The sequence below is a fragment of the Bradyrhizobium sp. AZCC 2176 genome, assembly GCF_036924645.1.
GTDB lineage: Bacteria > Pseudomonadota > Alphaproteobacteria > Rhizobiales > Xanthobacteraceae > Bradyrhizobium.
In genome coordinates, this window is the sequence record NZ_JAZHRX010000001.1 from 2,891,721 (window position 1) to 2,908,732 (window position 17,012).

Sequence of the window (17,012 nt, forward strand, 5' to 3'; positions counted from 1 at the left end):
AACATCCAACAGACCAGGAGAATACCGTGCGCATCGTTGACGTCCGCGAAATCACCAAGCCGATCTCATCGCCCATACGGAATGCCTATATCGACTTCTCGAAGATGACTGCCAGCCTCGTCGCGGTGGTGACCGACGTAGAGCGCGACGGACGGCGCGTGGTCGGCTACGGCTTCAACTCGAACGGTCGGTACGGCCAAGGCGGTCTCATCCGTGAGCGTTTCCGCAATCGCATTCTCGAGGCGGATCCCAAGAGCGTCCTGAACGAGGCCGGCGACAACCTTGATCCGCACAAGCTATGGGCGGTGATGATGAGCAACGAGAAGCCCGGCGGCCACGGCGAGCGCTCGGTGGCCGTCGGAACGCTCGATATGGCGTTTTGGGACGCTACGGCCAAGATCGCAGGCAAGCCGCTGTTCAGGTTGCTCGCCGAGCAGAAGGGACGCGAAGCCAATCCGCGTGTTTTCGTCTACGCTGCCGGCGGGTACTACTATCCGGGCAAGGATAATACCGCGCTCAGGGCCGAAATGCGCGGTTACCTCAACCGCGGCTACAACGTCGTCAAGATGAAGATCGGCGGCTCTACGATCGACGAGGATCAACGGCGCATCGAGGCGGTGCTGACCGAGATCGGGTCGGAGGCGCAACTGGCTGTCGACGTCAATGGTCGCTTCGATCTCGAAACCGGCATCGCTTATGCCAAGATGCTCCGCCAGTACCCGTTGTTCTGGTATGAGGAAGTCGGCGATCCGCTCGACTACGCGCTCCAGGCGGCTCTCTCGGAGTTTTATCCTGGCTCGATGGCAACTGGCGAGAACCTCTTTTCGCATCAGGATGCCCGCAACCTTCTGCGTTACGGCGGAATGCGACCGGACCGTGACTGGCTGCAATTCGACTGTGCGCTGTCGTATGGTCTGGTTGAGTACCTGCGTACCCTCGACGTGCTTCATCAGTTTGGGTGGTCGCCCTCTCGCTGCATCCCGCACGGAGGTCATCAAATGTCCTTGAACATCGCCGCGGGGCTCGGGCTCGGGGGTAACGAAAGCTATCCGGATCTCTTCCAGCCCTATGGCGGCTTTCCGGATGGCGTGAAGGTGGAGAACGGGCACATCGTCATGCCAGAGCTTCCCGGCATCGGCTTTGAAGGTAAGTCCGATCTGATCAAGGTAATGCGCGAACTCGCCGAATAGGCTTTGGACGCGCACATGCAGCCTTAGAAGGCTGCATGTGCGTCTTTTTTATCGGACCTCCTGGATCTGTAGCGGACGTTCAAATTCGACGGGGCACGTCTGCTACGGGTCATTTTCGACAGATTCGCCGGCGCGTGTGGACTAGTCGATGTCAGCATTACCCCGAAAGCGCCAAAGCCGAGCCCGGGCCAGGCACGTTGCGTTTGCCCGGACGCCTGTGATTCAAACTCCCAAACGGGGAGGCTCGAATCATGCGCTATGAACTCGCCGATTATGACTGGGTTGCCATCAAGCCGATGCTGCTCAACAAGCCGCGTGGCGTTCCTCGGGTAAACGATCGTCGTGTCCTCAAGGCATCTGCTGGGTCTTGCGACCCGGAGCACCCTGGCGCGATCCACGCGGAAGCGTTTGGTCCCTACACAACTTGCTACAACGGCTTTGTTCGCTGGCGGCGGGCCGGAGTCTGGAGCCGCATCAAAGGTGCGCTTGCCGCCGCCCATGATGCAGATGATCGACACCTCCATTGTTCACGTGCATCAGCATGGGGCGTGCATCACCAGGAACCAGAGACAGTCGATGGAACGGTCACGGGGCGACTAACCAGCCCGTCCGCAAGCAGCAGGAGTGCTGCCATTCTACTTTGCATGGGGTTGTTTTCGCGATTTTGTGTCTGGGCTCTGCGTGCCGCCGAAGAGGCGCTGCGCATGACAGCGGTATGCGCCACCTCACATCAACAAATCGATCAGATGCGGGATCAGCGGAATGTCCGCGGGGGGCATCGGGTAATCGCGCAGCTTGTTGGCGCGGACCCAGGCCAGTTGCTGGCCTTCGCGCGCGATCACCAAGCCTTCCCAGCGCCGGCAGATGTAGAGCGGCATCAACAGATGAAAGCTGTCATAGGCATGGCTCGCAAAGGTCAGCGGCGCCAGGCACGGCTCGCTGACGTCGATGCCGATTTCTTCATGCAACTCGCGGATCAGGGTCTGCTCCGGCCGTTCGCCGGGCTCGACCTTGCCGCCGGGAAACTCCCACAGGCCGGCGAGCGCCTTGCCTTTCGGGCGCTGTGCGAGCAGCACGCGCTTGTCGGCGTCGACGAGGGCGCAGGCGACGACGAGGGTGAGCTTGATGTCAGCCATGCGCCACTGTCTCGCTCATGACCGATAGTCGCCGTTGATTGCGACATATTCCTTGGTGAGGTCGCAGGTCAGCACGCGGTCGCGGCCCTTGCCCAGGCCAAGCGCGACCTTGATCTGGATCTTCGGATTTTTCATCACCTCGGAAACTTCGGCCTCGTTGTAGGACGGATCGCGCGCGCCGCTCTTGGCGACGCGGATGCCGTTGAACGAGATCGAAAGCTTGTCGCGGTTGGCGGGCTCGCCGGCCTTGCCGACGGCCATCACCACGCGGCCCCAATTGGCGTCCTCGCCGGCGATCGCCGTCTTCACCAGCGGCGAATTCGCGATCGACATCGCGATTCGGCGCGCCGAGGTCTTGGTGGTCGCGCCTTCGACGATCACCTCGACCAGCTTGCGCGCGCCTTCGCCGTCGCGGGCCACCTGCTCGGCAAGATCGGCCAGCACGTCGCGGAACGCCTTGGCGAACGCCTTCAGGCGCGGGTCGCTGGCGCGGCTGATCTTCGGTGCGCCGTGGGCTGTGGCCGCGCCGGTCGCAAAGGCGAGCAGGGTGTCCGACGTCGAGGTGTCGCTGTCGATGGTGACGGCGTTGAACGTATCCTCGACGCCGCCCTTGAGCAGCGACTGCAGCACGGCGGACGACAGCGGCGCATCGGTGAACACAAAGGACAGCATGGTCGCCATATCGGGCGCGATCATGCCGGCGCCCTTGGCCATGCCGTTGATGGTGACCTTGGCCTTGCCGAGCTTCACCGTGGCGGTGGCGACCTTCGGGAAAGTATCGGTGGTCATGATCGCTCTTGCCGCGTCCATCCAGTGGTCGGGTGTGGCGGCCTCACTCAACGTCGCCAGCACGCCGTCGAATTTGGTGGCGTCGAGCGGTTCGCCGATCACGCCGGTGGAAGCGAGGAACACGTCGCCGGTGGCGCAGCCGACCGCCTTCGCCGCGATTTGCGCGGTCAGCGCCGTCGATTGCTTGCCGGTCTTGCCGGTGAAGGCGTTGGCATTGCCGGAATTCACCACCAGCGCGCGGGCAAATCCTCTCTTGGAAGATCCGCCGCGGCCGAGTTTGGCGCGGCACCATTCGACCGGAGCGGACGGACATTTCGACCTGGTGAACACGCCGGCCGCCGTAGTGCCCTTGTCCATGACGGCGAGCATCACGTCGGTTCGCCCCTTGTAGCGGATGCCCGCTGCGGCGGTTGCGAGCTTCACGCCCGCGATCGCGGGCATCTCGGGTACATCGGTCGGCGCGAGAGGGGAGACGGGTGTGGACATGGGGCACCTTCTTCGACCAGATCAACCGTAGCCGGACCTGGCCCGGCCATCCACGCCTTCAGGGCCGGTCAGCAGGTCCCCAGACATGGAACGGCCGGGCGCTTCGGCCCGGCCATGACGATGGTAGATACTATCGGTCTCGAAGAAGTGACAGCGATTTTTTACTTCTTCGCCGGGGGCGCCATCTTGGAATCAGCGGGCTTTGCCGCGTCCGGCTTGGCGGCTTCGGCCGGCTTGTCCATGCGCTCGACCTTGGCGGCTTCACGCAGCTTGGCGACGTATTCGGCCTGCGCCTTGCGCGTCACATAGGTCTCGATCTGAGCCCTGACCTGCTCGAAGTCGGGCGCTTTGCGGGCGCGCTTTTCCTCGACCTTGATGAGGTGCCAGCCGAATTGCGACTTCACGGGGTCCGAGATCTTGCCGGGCTCGAGCGTGAACGCGACGGCGGAGAATTCCGGCACCATCTGTTCCTTGGTGAAGAAGCCGAGATCGCCGCCATCGGAGGCGCCGGGGTCCTTGGACTTCTTCTTCGCCAGTTCGGCGAAGTCGCCGCCCTTCTTCAGTTCTTCCGCGATCGCCTTGGCCTCGTCCTCGGTCTCGACCAGGATATGCCGGGCGTGGACTTCCATTTCGCCTGTGATCTGCTTGGCGGCCTCCTCATAGACCTTCTTCATGGCATCGTCGGTGGTCGCAGCCTTGCCCTCGGTTGCGAGCAGGCTGTCCATCAGCAGGCGGCTGCGGCTGAACGCCAGGCGCTTCTTGAAGTCTTCGGAATTCTCGACCTTCTTGTCCTCGGCGGCCTTGGCGACGATTTTCAGGTCGATCAGGAAGGCCAGCACGTTGTCCTTCTTGGTTGCCGGGTCCATTTGCGCGAGGCTGGGGCCGAGTTCCTCTTCCGCGAGCGCGACGTCGCTCTGGCGGATCTCAACACCGTTAACCTTGGCGAGAATGGGGTTGTCCTGGGCACGAACCGGCAGGCTGGCGGCCAGAATCGCAGCCAGACAGGCCGTCGCGGCCAGGGAGGCGAGGCCGAAGCGCAGGCCGGTTTTCGTTTCCGGGAACGAGGTGGTCATGGAAAATCCTTGTCTTGAAGAGGGGGCGGCAAAGGCGGCGGGACACTCGCCCAATCATGCGGCCTTGGCAACGCGAAAAGTCTGTCAAAATGATGAATTCCTTGACAGATGACGCACGTTGACAAGGTCCGGACCCGGCCATATCTGTGCCGGATCGTACGGCGGCGACAGCGCTTATTTTACTGCGTTTTTTGCCGTTGAACCTTGGATTGCTTAATTCCCACTCACTAGGCGGATGATGCCCCGGAACGGGGTATTTGCCGCGATGCGTCACGGTGAGTTGATAGGCAACTTGGTGCACCACGTCACGGCTTGCAACGCAAGTAACGGCAAAGGCAGGAATTGGCATGATCGGCGCGCTCGCCCGCAAGTTTTTCGGCTCCGCCAACGACCGGCGGGTGAAGGGATATCAGTCCCGTGTCAACGCCATCAACGTGCTTGAGCCGGAACTCGCCGCGCTTTCCGACGAGGCGCTGAAGGCCCGCACCGGCGAATTCCGCCAGCAACTCGCCGACGGCAAGACGCTCGACGACATCCTGGTGCCGGCCTTCGCCACCGTGCGCGAGGCCGCCAAGCGCACCCTCGGCCAACGGCATTTCGACGTCCAGTTGATCGGCGGCATGGTGCTGCATGAGGGCGACATCGCCGAGATGAAGACCGGCGAAGGCAAGACGCTGGTGGCGACGCTCGCGGTCTATCTCAACGCGCTGGCCGGCAAGGGCGTCCATGTCGTCACCGTCAACGACTACCTCGCCCGCCGCGATAGCGAATGGATGGGCCAGATCTACCAGTTCCTCGGCCTGACCGTCGGCGTGATCGTGCACGGCCTCGACGATGCCGAGCGCAAGGAAGCCTATTCGCGCGACATCACCTACGGCACCAACAACGAATACGGTTTCGATTATCTGCGCGACAACATGAAATACCGGCTGGAGGACATGGTCCAGCGCGGCCATTTCTACGCCATCGTCGACGAAGTCGACTCGATCCTGATCGACGAGGCGCGCACGCCGCTGATCATCTCCGGTCCGCTCGACGACCGCTCGGAATTCTACAACACCATCGACACCTTCTTCCCCAAGCTCGACAAGACCGACTACGAGGTCGACGAGAAGCAGCGCACGGTGACGCTGACCGAAGCCGGCATGGAGAAGATCGAGACGCTGCTGCGCGACGCCGGACAGCTCAAGGGCGAATCGCTCTACGATGTCGAGAACGTCTCGGTCGTTCACCACATCAACCAGGCGCTGCGGGCGCACTCGCTGTTCACCCGCGACAAGGACTACATCGTCCGCGACGGCGAAGTCGTCATCATCGACGAATTCACCGGCCGCATGATGCAGGGCCGCCGCTATTCCGAAGGCCTGCACCAGGCGCTGGAAGCCAAGGAGCACGTCCAGGTCCAGCCGGAAAACCAGACGCTGGCCTCGATCACGTTCCAGAACTATTTCCGGATGTACGAAAAGCTCTCGGGCATGACCGGTACGGCGCTGACCGAAGCCGACGAACTGTTCGACATCTACAAGCTCGAGGTCGTGGAAATCCCGACCAACGTGCCGGTCGCGCGTCTCGACGAGGACGATGAAGTCTACCGCACCCAGAACGAGAAATACGCCGCGATTCTTGCCGAGATCGAGCGCGCCAACAAGCGGCTGCAGCCTGTGCTGGTCGGCACCGCATCGATCGAAAAGTCGGAAGTGCTGGCCGATTACTTGAAGAAGCACGGCTACAAGCAGATCGATTTCGGTTCGCAATCCGGAATGGAGAAGCTTTACGCCGCGGCGCGTGCCGGCAAGCCTGCAAAGCTGTTTGCGGTCTTGAACGCGCGCTTCCACGAACAGGAAGCCTATATCGTCGCCGAAGCCGGCGTCCCCGGCGCGATCACGATCGCGACCAACATGGCCGGCCGCGGTACCGACATCAAGCTCGGCGGCTCGCTCGATATGCGGATCCTGCAGGAGACCGCTGACATTACCGACGAGGCCGAGAAGGCCAAAAAGATCGAACAGATCAAGGCCGACATCGAACGCTTCCGCGAGATCGTGCTGAAAGCCGAGGACGTCATCGAAGTCGAGCCGGCCAAGGGCAGCAAGCCGGCCAAGACCATCACCAGGCCGGGTGGACTCTACATCATGGGCTCGGAACGGCATGAATCCCGCCGTATCGACAACCAGTTGCGCGGCCGTTCCGGCCGTCAGGGCGATCCCGGACGCTCAAAATTCTTCCTGTCGCTGGAAGACGATCTGATGCGGATCTTCGGGTCGGACCGGCTCGACACCATGCTGCAGCGGCTCGGCCTGAAAGAGGGCGAGGCCATCATCCATCCCTGGATCAACAAGGCGCTGGAAAAAGCGCAGCAGAAGGTCGAAGCCCGCAACTTCGACATCCGCAAGAACCTGCTCAAGTTCGACAACGTCCAGAACGACCAGCGCAAGGTGATCTTCGACCAGCGCGTCGAGCTGATGAAGAGCGACAGCGTGGCCGAAATGGTCGCGGACATGCGTCATGACTTCATCGACGACATCGTCGTCAAGCATGTGCCGGAACACGCCTATGCCGAGCAGTGGGATGTTGCAGGCCTCAAGGAAGAACTGAAGCGCGTGCTCGACGTCGACCTGCCGGTCGAGGAATGGGCCAAGGAAGAGGGCATTGCCGACGAGGAGTTGCTGACGCGGATCGAGCAGCGCGTCGACGAGCACATGGCGGCCAAGGTGGCGCAGTGGGGCCCCGAGGTGATGCGCTACGTCGAGAAGACCATCCTGCTGCAGACGCTGGATCACCTCTGGCGCGAGCACCTGATCATGCTCGATCACCTGCGTCAGGTGATCGGCCTGCGCGGCTACGGCCAGCGCGATCCGTTGCAGGAGTACAAGTCGGAAGCCTTCGGCCTGTATGAGGCGATGACCGCGCATCTGCGCGAGGCGGTGACCGCGCAGTTGATGCGCGTCGAGATCGTGCCGCCGGAAGAGCAGCAGCCGGTGCTCCCGGCGATGGAGGCGCACAAGTTCGATCCCAATACCGGCGAGGACGAGATGGCCTTCGCCAACGTCTCGCTGGTGCCTGAAGTCGGCGCCGCCGATCGCGATCCGAAAAACCCCGCGAGCTGGGGCAAGATCGGCCGCAACGAGGATTGCCCCTGCGGCAGCGGCAAGAAGTACAAGCACTGCCACGGCAAATACGCCTGAAAGCGGCTGCTGGTCAGGTTACGTTCGACAATCAGCACCGAGCAGAAACGCGCGGTTGATGGAAGGCTGTCCTGATTGGGTCACGATGTGTGCGTGACCGAAGTCACATCGTATCGCATTCGGCTCCTCTAGGTTGGATCATCGCAGAGCGATCCTCGCGCTGCACAACCAGGAGACGTTCATGACCAGGATCAAGAGCACGATTACGGCCGCTGTCGCGGCTCTGGCGCTGACCACCGCCTCTTTCGCCCTCCCAAGTCAGGCTTTCGCCGGTGGTCATGGCGGCCACGGCGGGCATGGCGGTCACGGCCATGGCCACGGCCATTTTGGGCATGGTCATTTCGGACACGGTCACTTCGGGTATGGCCATCGCTTCTACGCGTACAACAGTTGCTGGAAATGGACTCCCTACGGCCCGGTCAACGTCTGCTATCGCTATTGATTTGAGCCGACGAAGAGCAAACTTGCTCGGGCCTGGGCTCGGGCGAGTTTTCTCGATGCCGATGGTTCACCCACGATTCCTGCGCCGGCAGAGAACGGGAAGTTCCTACTTCACCGCCCCGAAGCGGCTGTCGAATGAGTTCGTCGACACGATCGGTGCGGAGCCGGAGACCAGATTGTCTTTGGCGGCGGGGGCCGGGGTATCCACCGACGGTTTCAGCGGCGGTCGGCTGGCGGCAGCATGCTTGGCGTCGGGCTTCGGCGCCGTAGCCTTCGGCGCTTCCGGCCGTGGCGGCTCGCTGCGCTTGGCCTCGGGCGCTTTCGGTTGCGAAGGCGGCGTGCTGGCGGTGGCGTCGGCTGCGCCGCCGAGGCCGACCTTGCGGGCGAGATTGGAGAAGAATCCGTCATTCTGCGCGGTTGGCGCCGCATTGGCGACGCGTGTCGGAGCAGGCGCCGGCGCTGTTGCGGGAGCTGCCGCGGCGACCAGCTTCGGCTGTTCCGGCGCGCCAGTCAGCAGATTCTCCGACGGCGTACGGCTCTCGGCCGGCGCCCTGGGCGGATTGACGTGGGATGGAATGGTGCCAGGGGCTCGCGCCATCAGCGACAGGGAGCCGTCGCCGGGTTCCGAAAGGCCGGTGTTGCCCTCAGGGACGCGCGCGGCAAATACCCGGTGCATGCCGCCGTCGATACCGGTGTTGGTGCGGGCAACCGGCGTTCCCTTGGCGATCAGCCGCGCGGTTTCGGCGAGGTCGGTGGCCTGCTTTTCGCGCACGGCGTCGGCGACTTCGTCGGGAATCACATAGGCCGGGCACTTGGCCGAAGCATCGAACACCGGGTCACGCGTCGCGTTCGGCGGCTTGACGGCATCGAACACGTACTTCTTTTCACAGAAATCGACCTTCGGCTCCTGCTTCGTCACCTCGAAATGATCATTGCCTTCCTTGATCATTTTCCAGAACGGCATGTTCGGGTTGTTGCGGTGCTTGGCCATGTTGGCCGGCGTCATCTTGAACGGATAGGCCTGCAACTGGAACGACTTCTGGCCGCCAAAGAAGGATTCGCGGCCCAGCGAATAGATTTCCGCGATCTGCTCGTCGGTCATCGCGTAGCAGCCGCGCGAGGAGCAGTCGCCATGCACCATCAACTGCGAGCCGGTGCGGCCGAGCGCCTTGTCGAACGCGTTGGGATAGCCGGTGTTGAAGGAAAGATAATAGGCCGACTGCGGGTTCATTTGCGCCGGCGAGATCGAATAGAAGCCTTCCGGCGCTTGGCGGTCGCCTTCGCGGACCTTGGGGCCGAGATCGCCCGACCAGCGGCAGATCGGATAGGTCTTGAGCAGCGCGAAGCGGCCGGAACGGTCCTGCTTCCAGATCTCCAGTTCGGCTTCCTGCTTGAACAGCCGGACCAGGATCGGCGATTGCAGGTCCATATCTTTCGCCGCCATGTCGGCGATCAGTTTCGGCGGGACCGGCTGGTTGGCTTTGGCGTTGTTGGCCAGTGAGATGTCATCGCCGTTGCAACTGGCCAGCAGCCCGCCCGCGCCCGCGAGGACAGCCGACGTGACGAGCGCGCGAACCAGCGAGCGGTTAATCAAAGGCTAAGCTCCACACCCACCGGGCATTTTCGCACCCCAAATCACAGCGAACATGCCCTGAAGCCATTGCATAAAATAGTATCCTTTGACCCTCCGCGCCGCAACCCGAACGCGATGCGCCAGCCGCTTCCACGGCAGGCATGGTCAACAGAGTTTAAAGAACGGGGTCGGGGCCTAATTAGGGCCGAATCAAGTGATTCGGCGAAATAAAGCACCTTTAAGGCGGCGGTAACGAATGGGATGCCGGGCCGGCCGCTCGATCCAAAGGGGACCAGGGCTAATCAGCCGAGCTTGCGGCCGATATCGAGGAATTTCTGCCGGCGATGTTGGCGGATGCCGGCCGCGTCCAGATTGCGGAGGTCGTTCAAGGCCTCCGCGATGGCATCGCCCGTGGCCGCGATCATGGCGGCCGGATCGCGATGGGCGCCGCCGGAAGGCTCTTTCAGGATCTGGTCGATCACGCCGAAGCGCAGCATGTCCTGGGCGGTGATCTTCATGCCGTTGGCGACTTCCTGCGCCTTGGTGCCGTCGCGCCACAGGATCGAGGAGGCCGCCTCCGGCGAGATCACGCTGTAGATCGCGTGTTCGAACATCAGCACCTTGTTCGCGGTGGTGATGGCGATGGCGCCGCCCGACATGCCCTCGCCGGTGATGATCGCGACATTGGGGACGCCGAGCGAGAGGCAGGTGTCGGTCGAGCGCGCGATGGCTTCCGCCACGCCACGCTCCTCGGCGCCGATGCCGGGATAGGCGCCAGCGGAATCGACCAGCGACAGCACGGGAATGCCGAAACGGTCCGCCATCTCCATCAGCCGGACGGCCTTGCGATAGCCTTCGGGGCGCGCCATGCCGAAATTGTGCTTGATGCGGCCGTCGGTGGTAGCTCCCTTTTCCTGGCCGACCACGCAGATCGCCTCGCCGCGGAAGCGGCCGAAACCGCCCATCAGCGCCTCATCTTCGGCGAACTTGCGGTCGCCGGCCATCGGCGTGAATTCCGTGATCAGCGCCCTGACGAAATCGGTGAAGTGCGGGCGCTGCGGATGGCGCGCCACCAGCGTCTTCTGCCACGGCGTCAAATTGGCATAGAGGTCAGCCAGCGCCTGCTGCGACTTGTCCTCGATGCGCGAAATCTCATCGCCGATGTCGCTGCCGGATGCCGCCAGCGCGCGCAATTCATCGACCTTGGCCTCGAGTTCGGCGACGGGTTTTTCAAAGTCGAGATAGCTGCGCATCTGATCCGGCATCGAGACAATATAGGTAACAACGTGCTTTGAGGCGAAGCGGTTTCGATTCGCTTAAGGAAAGCGCGCATCTTCAATGATTTAGCATGCATCTCGGTCCGGATGACCCGGTTTGCCGAAAGCGCGCCAAACAAGGCCGCGGGCGGGAGACGGCTGTTTCGGGGGAGACGCCGCGGAAGTCAAGGCGTCAGTCAGACTTGATCGCCGAATGCATTCCCGTACCCCGGATGGAGCGGAGCCAATCCGGGACCGCTGCTTGCTGCAAGACCCCGGATTTCGCTGCGCTCCATTCGGGCTACACTGGCTACGCGCCTTACTTCTCCGCCAGCGGGTGCAGGTCGCGCACCAGGCTTTTCAGCCGCTCCTCGACTACATGGGTGTAGATCTGCGTGGTGGAGATGTCGGTATGGCCGAGCAGCGTCTGCACGATGCGCAGGTCGGCGCCATTGTGCAGCAGGTGGCTGGCAAAGGCATGGCGCAGCACGTGCGGCGAGACCAGCCGCGGCGCGAGGCCCGATGCCGCTGCCAGTTCCTTCAGGTCGCGGGCAAAATGCTGCCGCGTCAGATGGCCGCTCTCGCCGAAGGAGGGAAACAGCCACTTTGATGCGACGGCGTTTTTCTTTTTTTCAGGTTTGAGCGCTTCCATCGCGGCGAGATAGTCGGCCATCGCCTGCCGCGACGCTTCGTTGAGCGGCACCAGCCGCTCCTTGTTGCCCTTGCCGCGGACCACGATCATGCGGGCGTCGCGCCGCGAGGCCGACAGCGGCAGCGCCACCAGTTCCGAGACGCGCAAGCCCGTGGCGTAGAGCACTTCCAGCAGGCAATACAGCCGCATCGCGCGCAGCCGTTGCTGTGGCGACGCGCTCTGGCCTAGCGTCAATTCCTTGGCCCGCGTCAGCATGCGGTCGACGTCCGCGATCGACAGCACTTTCGGCAAGCCCCGGCCGCGCTTCGGGCCGGACAGGATCGCCGCCGGATCGTCGCTGCGGATGCGCTCGTTCAGGAGGAAGCGGAACAGATGTCGCATCGCCGACAGCCGGCGCGCTACGCTGGAGGATTTGAAGCCGCGGGCATCGAGGTCGGCGAGGTAGTCGCGCAGCACGTCGGTCTCCGCGGCGGCAAAGTTTTGTCCCTTGCGGCCGAGAAATTCGGAAAAATCCGTGAGGTCGCGGCGATAGGCGTCAAGCGTGTTGTCGCCCGCCCCCTGTTCCGCCGCGAGCATGTCGAGGAACAGGTTGGTCAGTTTCGCGTCTGTGGCCGTTTTGCTGGAACGCATTGCCCCCGACATTCCGTAACGAGATGCCTCTCCCCGAATTCGTCCCTCACAAATCAGACGATAGCGGCTATTTCTTGAGGAACTTGTCTGCGGGGATGGTGACCGTCATTTCCCGTGACTTTGGCGTGACGAAGTTCGCCAGCGAAAAAATCACGCCATAGATCACCCCGGCGATGATGCCGACGGCCGTCAGAAAGCGGAACAAACTGGGCATAGGGCGCTCAGGGCGGCGAATTAACCAATGAAATCATCCAACATGTTCCCACCCCCGTGGCAAGAGTCTCTGGCAACGGCATCGATGGGGGTAGTATAGGTGTCGCAGCCGCGGGCAAATCCCGCAAAACGATCGAGTTTTTGATGTCCGAGACCGCCGCACCGGCACAACCGAGTCCCGCCCAGGAGGCCGACATCACGTCGGCGCTGGGAAGGCGCTCGATCGTGCTGGTCGGCATGATGGGCGCGGGCAAGTCCACCATCGGCCGGCGACTGGCGGCCCGGCTGCGCCTGCCGTTTCTCGACGCCGATGTCGAGATCGAGGCGGCGGCCGGGATGTCGATCCCGGACATTTTCGAAATCCATGGCGAGGCGCATTTCCGGGACGGCGAGGCGCGGGTGATCGCGCGGCTGCTCGATGGCGGCCCGGCCGTGATCGCCACCGGGGGCGGCGCCTTCATGCGCGAGGAGACCCGCAACCGCATCCGCGACAAGGCGGTCTCGATTTGGCTCAAGGCGGATGTCGACGTGATCATGAAGCGCGTCAGACGCCGCGCCGACCGGCCGCTGCTGCAGACCGAGGATCCGGTTGCCACCGTCAGCCGCCTGCTCGAAGCGCGCGAACCGGTCTATCGCACCGCCGACCTGACGATCGGCTCGCGCGACGTGCCGCACGACCGCGTCGTCGACGAATGTATCGATGCGCTGCGCGGCCGGCTGTGCGCCGGCGCGCCTTCTGCCCAGCCGACAACCGACGGGATCAGCGTTACGCCATGACTGCGCCACTGAAACATTCCGCCGACATCACCGTCGACGTAGCTCTCGGCGACCGTGCTTATGACATCGTCATCGGCCGCGGCGTGCTGGCCTCGCTCGGTGCGCGCGTCGCCGCGTTGCGTCCCGGCGTGCGCACCGCCATCGTCACCGACCGCACCGTGGCCAAGCATTGGCTGGAGCAAGCCGAGCGTTCGCTGACGGAAGCCGGCATCCCGACGTCGCGCGTCATCGTCGAGGAAGGCGAGGTGTCGAAGACCTATGCCGGGCTCGAAAAGGTTTCCGAGGCGTTGATCGCGGCCAGGATCGAGCGCAACGATCTGGTGATCGCGCTCGGCGGCGGCGTGGTCGGCGATCTCGCCGGCTTCGCGGCGGCGATCCTGCGCCGCGGCGTCGATTTCGTGCAGGTGCCGACCTCGCTGCTGGCGCAGGTGGATTCCTCGGTCGGCGGCAAGACCGGCATCAACTCGCCGCAGGGCAAGAACCTGCTCGGCGCGTTTCATCAGCCGGTGCTGGTGATCGCCGATACATCGGTGCTCGACACGCTGTCGCCGCGCCAGTTCCGTGCGGGCTATGCCGAGGTCGCCAAATATGGCGTGCTCGGCGATGAAGCCTTCTTCACCTGGCTCGAAACCAACCACGCCGACATCTTCTCCGGCGGCGCGGCGCGCGAGCATGCGATTGCGACCTCCTGCCGCGCCAAGGCCGCGATCGTCTCCCGCGACGAACGCGAGAACGGCGAGCGCGCGCTGCTCAATCTCGGCCACACGTTCGGCCATGCGCTGGAAGCCGCGACCGGCTTTTCAGATCGCCTGTTCCACGGCGAGGGCGTCTCCGTCGGCATGGTGCTGGCAGCGGAATTTTCCGCCAAGCTCGGCATGATCTCCGAAGCCGATGCCGCCCGCGTCGAGCGCCATCTTGCTTCGGTCGGCCTGCCGACCCATTTGCAGGACATCGCGGGCTTCGCCCAGGAGGGGCTTGCGGATGCCGACGCGCTGATGGCGCTGATGGCGCAGGACAAGAAGGTCAAGCGCGGCAGGCTGACCTTCATCCTGCTGCAGGCGGTCGGCCGCGCAGTGGTCGCAAACGACGTCGAGCCGGCGCCGGTGCGCGATTTCCTGCAACAGAAGTTGTCGGGATGAGGACGGGATTGTCGGGGCGCAGCTTGACGCAGGCGTCGCGCGGGGCCGGGGCCGTCACGAGGCATATATGAGTTCGACTGCGTTTAATCTGCTGCTCGCGATTCTACTGCTCGCGGCCAACGCGTTTTACGTGGCCGCCGAGTTTGCGCTGGTCAAGAGCCGCGGGTTTCGCATCAGGGCGATGGTCGAGCAGGATCGTTTCGGCGCGCGCCTGCTGCACAGCATGATGGGCAATATCGAGGCCTATCTCGCCTGCTGCCAGCTCGGTATCACCATGGCCTCGCTCGGCCTCGGTTGGGTCGGCGAACCCACCGTTTCGGCGCTGCTCGAGCCGCTGCTCGTGCCAATCGGCATGTCAGAACGCACTCTGCACTTCGTGTCGTTTCTGACCGGGTTCCTGGTGTTCTCCTCGCTGCACATCGTGATCGGCGAGCAGGTGCCGAAGACGCTGGCGATCCGGGAGCCGATGCCGGTGTCTCAATGGATCGCCTATCCGCTGCATCTGTCCTATCTGGTGTTCTGGCCGCTGAACTGGCTGCTCAACACCGCCTCCCGCGGGATCTTGCGCCTGCTCGGCGTCAAGGAATCCTCTCAGCATGAAATCCTCACCGATTCCGAGATCGAGGGGCTGGTGGAGGAATCGGCCGAGCACGGCGGGATCGAAAGCGGTGAAGCCGAATACATTCAAAATGTCTTCCGCTTTGGCGACCTGGCCGTGTCCGACGTCATGGTTCATCGCACGGCGATGGTGATGATCAATGCCGATCTGCCGCCGGACGAACTGGTGGGCGAGGTGCTGGCCACCGAATACACTCGCATCCCATTATGGCGCGACAAGCCGGAGAACATCATCGGCGTGCTGCACGCCAAGGATTTGCTGCGCGCGATCCGCGCGTCCGAAGGCGACACCTCGCACATCAATGTTTCGGCGATCATGCTGCCGCCCTGGTTCGTGCCGGAGATGCGGCCCTTGTCCGAACAATTGAAGGCGTTTCGCCGCCGCAAGACCCACTTCGCGCTCGTCGTCGACGAATATGGCGAGGTCGAAGGCATGGTGACGCTGGAAGACGTTCTGGAAGAGATCGTCGGCGATATTTCCGACGAGCATGATGTCGTCGTGGCCGGCGTCCGCGTCCAGGCTGACGGCTCCGTGGTGGTCGACGGCTCGGTGCCGATCCGTGATCTCAACCGCGCGATGAATTGGCACCTGCCGGACGAGGAGGCAACCACGGTCGCCGGGCTGGTGATTCACGAGGCGCGCTCGATCCCCGAGCGTGGCCAGAGTTTCACCTTCCACGGCTGCCGCTTCCGTGTGCTGCGCCGCGAGCGCAACCGCATCACGGCGCTCAAGATCACGCCGCTGCCGCGCGAAGCCGACGGCGAGGATCCGAAGCCGAAGCGGGCGGGGACGGCGTTCTGAGCGTTAAGCCGGGATGGCGCGATTGCCGAGATAGTCATAGGCGACCGCCGCCTTGAAGTCGTCGATCCTGCCGATGATGAGTTGCCGATAGTCTTCGGCGGACCTTGAGCGATCCCGTACCAGCGTCAAGCCGCGTGATACCGGAATCAGCAGGTCGCCTGGCGTGTCGCCGCGCAACGAGTGAATGGCCGCAGCATCTCCACCCTGCGCGCCAAGACCCGGCGCCAGGATGATCGAGCGGGGCAGCAATTGCCGCAGGCGCCGGCCTTCGTGCGGCACCGTCGCGCCTACCACGGCGCCCACGGCATTCAGCCGGGAATCATTGTTGGCATTGGCCCCCATTACGGCAATGAGATCGGCGAGGCGATCAGAAACAAGGCGATTGCCCGTCATCTTGTCCTGAAGCCAGCCCGCTCCGGGATTGGACGTTCGGCAGAGCACGAACAGGCCCTTGCCGAAGCGGTTCGCGCATTCCACGAAGGGTTCAAGCGTATCCGGCCCCATCAAGGGATTGACGGTCAGGCAGTCGGCTTCAAAGTCGCCGCTACCGCCGGCCGACGCGGGAGTCAGATAGGCGCGGGCATAGGCTGCGGCGGTCGCGCCAATATCGCCTCGTTTGGCGTCGAGAATGACACCGATGCCCGCCGCCCTTGCTTTCCTGATCCCGGCAGAGAGCGCCGTCAGGCCCGTCAGTCCACATGCTTCAAAATAGGCCGACTGAAATTTGACGAAGCCGACGCGTCCTTCGATCGATTCGATCATGAAATTGACGAACCGCTCGATCCACGTGCCGTCGTGGCCGAAAAACTCGGGAATGTCGGAAAGCGAGGGATCGATGCCGGCGACGAGGTCGCCAAACCTCGCAACGTTTCTTTCGACCAACTCAATCCATGAAGGAGATTCCATCTCTTGCCTTCCCGGGAAAAGACGCCGTCATCGCTTGATTCTGGAGATCGAATAGCATTTCCGGTCGGCAATCTGGCATGAAGTTCGAGTTTCACACCGTTGATTGCCTCCGGGGCGGCATCCCTTTGTGGCCACGCCGTCCGCGC

The 17,012-nt window shown here is 63.2% G+C and carries 14 protein-coding genes and 1 pseudogene; 7 read left to right on the forward strand and 8 right to left on the reverse strand.

Features of this window, described 5'->3' with window-relative positions; translation table 11 throughout:
* Positions 1 to 26: 26 nt before the first annotated feature.
* Both V1288_RS13365 and V1288_RS34060 read left to right on the forward strand, forming a co-directional pair.
* Complete coding sequence (locus V1288_RS13365; protein WP_334361301.1) at positions 27 to 1,190, forward strand: mandelate racemase/muconate lactonizing enzyme family protein; 1,164 nt, start codon at positions 27 to 29, stop codon at positions 1,188 to 1,190.
* 251 nt (positions 1,191 to 1,441) lie between these two features.
* Positions 1,442 to 1,784: pseudogene (locus V1288_RS34060) on the forward strand (transposase); the annotation flags it as partial.
* A 131-nt stretch (positions 1,785 to 1,915) separates the two neighbouring features.
* On the opposite strand, the gene V1288_RS13375 reads toward V1288_RS34060, so the two are convergent.
* The 3 genes from V1288_RS13375 to V1288_RS13385 all read right to left on the reverse strand — a co-directional run bounded on the left by V1288_RS13375 (position 1,916) and on the right by V1288_RS13385 (position 4,674).
* Positions 1,916 to 2,326, reverse strand: coding sequence for a (deoxy)nucleoside triphosphate pyrophosphohydrolase (locus V1288_RS13375; protein ID WP_334357473.1), 411 nt, complete (start codon positions 2,324 to 2,326; stop codon positions 1,916 to 1,918).
* Positions 2,327 to 2,341: 15 nt separating this feature from the next.
* On the reverse strand, positions 2,342 to 3,601 hold the full coding sequence (gene argJ / locus V1288_RS13380; RefSeq protein ID WP_334357474.1) for a bifunctional glutamate N-acetyltransferase/amino-acid acetyltransferase ArgJ: 1,260 nt from the start codon (positions 3,599 to 3,601) through the stop codon (positions 2,342 to 2,344).
* Positions 3,602 to 3,762: 161 nt separating this feature from the next.
* The gene (locus V1288_RS13385) at positions 3,763 to 4,674 is read right to left on the reverse strand and encodes a peptidylprolyl isomerase (RefSeq protein WP_334357475.1); all 912 of its coding nucleotides are present in this window, start codon (positions 4,672 to 4,674) and stop codon (positions 3,763 to 3,765) included.
* A 347-nt stretch (positions 4,675 to 5,021) separates the two neighbouring features.
* Between V1288_RS13385 and secA the strand changes: the two genes are divergently transcribed.
* Together secA and V1288_RS13395 are read left to right on the forward strand one after the other, a co-directional pair.
* Positions 5,022 to 7,859: a preprotein translocase subunit SecA gene (secA, locus tag V1288_RS13390; RefSeq protein WP_334357476.1), complete on the forward strand. Its 2,838-nt coding sequence runs from the start codon at positions 5,022 to 5,024 to the stop codon at positions 7,857 to 7,859.
* A gap of 181 nt (positions 7,860 to 8,040) precedes the next feature.
* Positions 8,041 to 8,301, forward strand: coding sequence for a hypothetical protein (locus V1288_RS13395; RefSeq protein ID WP_334357477.1), 261 nt, complete (start codon positions 8,041 to 8,043; stop codon positions 8,299 to 8,301).
* A gap of 105 nt (positions 8,302 to 8,406) precedes the next feature.
* Here the strand turns inward: V1288_RS13395 and V1288_RS13400 are convergent, their stop codons facing one another.
* The 4 genes from V1288_RS13400 to V1288_RS13415 form a co-directional block, all read right to left on the reverse strand.
* Positions 8,407 to 9,894: a L,D-transpeptidase family protein gene (locus tag V1288_RS13400; RefSeq protein WP_334357478.1), complete on the reverse strand. Its 1,488-nt coding sequence runs from the start codon at positions 9,892 to 9,894 to the stop codon at positions 8,407 to 8,409.
* Positions 9,895 to 10,175: 281 nt separating this feature from the next.
* Positions 10,176 to 11,138: an acetyl-CoA carboxylase carboxyltransferase subunit alpha gene (locus tag V1288_RS13405; protein ID WP_334357479.1), complete on the reverse strand. Its 963-nt coding sequence runs from the start codon at positions 11,136 to 11,138 to the stop codon at positions 10,176 to 10,178.
* 310 nt (positions 11,139 to 11,448) lie between these two features.
* Complete coding sequence (gene xerD / locus V1288_RS13410) at positions 11,449 to 12,411, reverse strand: site-specific tyrosine recombinase XerD (protein ID WP_334357480.1); 963 nt, start codon at positions 12,409 to 12,411, stop codon at positions 11,449 to 11,451.
* Positions 12,412 to 12,478: 67 nt separating this feature from the next.
* On the reverse strand, positions 12,479 to 12,625 hold the full coding sequence (locus V1288_RS13415) for a histidine kinase (RefSeq protein ID WP_334357481.1): 147 nt from the start codon (positions 12,623 to 12,625) through the stop codon (positions 12,479 to 12,481).
* Positions 12,626 to 12,768: 143 nt separating this feature from the next.
* Between V1288_RS13415 and V1288_RS13420 the strand changes: the two genes are divergently transcribed.
* The 3 genes from V1288_RS13420 to V1288_RS13430 all read left to right on the forward strand — a co-directional run bounded on the left by V1288_RS13420 (position 12,769) and on the right by V1288_RS13430 (position 15,960).
* Complete coding sequence (locus tag V1288_RS13420; protein ID WP_334357482.1) at positions 12,769 to 13,401, forward strand: shikimate kinase; 633 nt, start codon at positions 12,769 to 12,771, stop codon at positions 13,399 to 13,401.
* A complete protein-coding gene (gene aroB / locus V1288_RS13425) occupies positions 13,398 to 14,540 on the forward strand; it encodes a 3-dehydroquinate synthase (RefSeq protein WP_334357483.1) in 1,143 nt (380 codons plus the stop codon). Before V1288_RS13420 ends, aroB begins: the two co-directional genes overlap by 4 nt.
* Before the next feature lie 67 nt (positions 14,541 to 14,607).
* A complete protein-coding gene (locus tag V1288_RS13430) occupies positions 14,608 to 15,960 on the forward strand; it encodes a hemolysin family protein (protein ID WP_334357484.1) in 1,353 nt (450 codons plus the stop codon).
* A 3-nt stretch (positions 15,961 to 15,963) separates the two neighbouring features.
* On the opposite strand, the gene pyrF is transcribed toward V1288_RS13430, so the two are convergent.
* The gene (pyrF, locus tag V1288_RS13435; protein WP_334357485.1) at positions 15,964 to 16,866 is read right to left on the reverse strand and encodes an orotidine-5'-phosphate decarboxylase; all 903 of its coding nucleotides are present in this window, start codon (positions 16,864 to 16,866) and stop codon (positions 15,964 to 15,966) included.
* Positions 16,867 to 17,012: the final 146 nt, after the last annotated feature.

Bases quoted from the DNA above. Each gene is read 5' to 3' on its own strand.
- aroB (WP_334357483.1), top strand. From the start codon at position 13,398: ATGACTGCGCCACTGAAACATTCCGCCGACATCACCGTCGACGTAGCT.
- xerD (WP_334357480.1), bottom strand. From the start codon at position 12,411: ATGCGTTCCAGCAAAACGGCCACAGACGCGAAACTGACCAACCTGTTC.
- V1288_RS13385 (WP_334357475.1), bottom strand. From the start codon at position 4,674: ATGACCACCTCGTTCCCGGAAACGAAAACCGGCCTGCGCTTCGGCCTC.
- V1288_RS13415 (WP_334357481.1), bottom strand. From the start codon at position 12,625: ATGCCCAGTTTGTTCCGCTTTCTGACGGCCGTCGGCATCATCGCCGGG.
- secA (WP_334357476.1), top strand. From the start codon at position 5,022: ATGATCGGCGCGCTCGCCCGCAAGTTTTTCGGCTCCGCCAACGACCGG.
- V1288_RS13420 (WP_334357482.1), top strand. From the start codon at position 12,769: ATGTCCGAGACCGCCGCACCGGCACAACCGAGTCCCGCCCAGGAGGCC.
- argJ (WP_334357474.1), bottom strand. From the start codon at position 3,601: ATGTCCACACCCGTCTCCCCTCTCGCGCCGACCGATGTACCCGAGATG.
- V1288_RS13430 (WP_334357484.1), top strand. From the start codon at position 14,608: ATGAGTTCGACTGCGTTTAATCTGCTGCTCGCGATTCTACTGCTCGCG.
- V1288_RS13395 (WP_334357477.1), top strand. From the start codon at position 8,041: ATGACCAGGATCAAGAGCACGATTACGGCCGCTGTCGCGGCTCTGGCG.
- V1288_RS13375 (WP_334357473.1), bottom strand. From the start codon at position 2,326: ATGGCTGACATCAAGCTCACCCTCGTCGTCGCCTGCGCCCTCGTCGAC.
- pyrF (WP_334357485.1), bottom strand. From the start codon at position 16,866: ATGGAATCTCCTTCATGGATTGAGTTGGTCGAAAGAAACGTTGCGAGG.
- V1288_RS13405 (WP_334357479.1), bottom strand. From the start codon at position 11,138: ATGCCGGATCAGATGCGCAGCTATCTCGACTTTGAAAAACCCGTCGCC.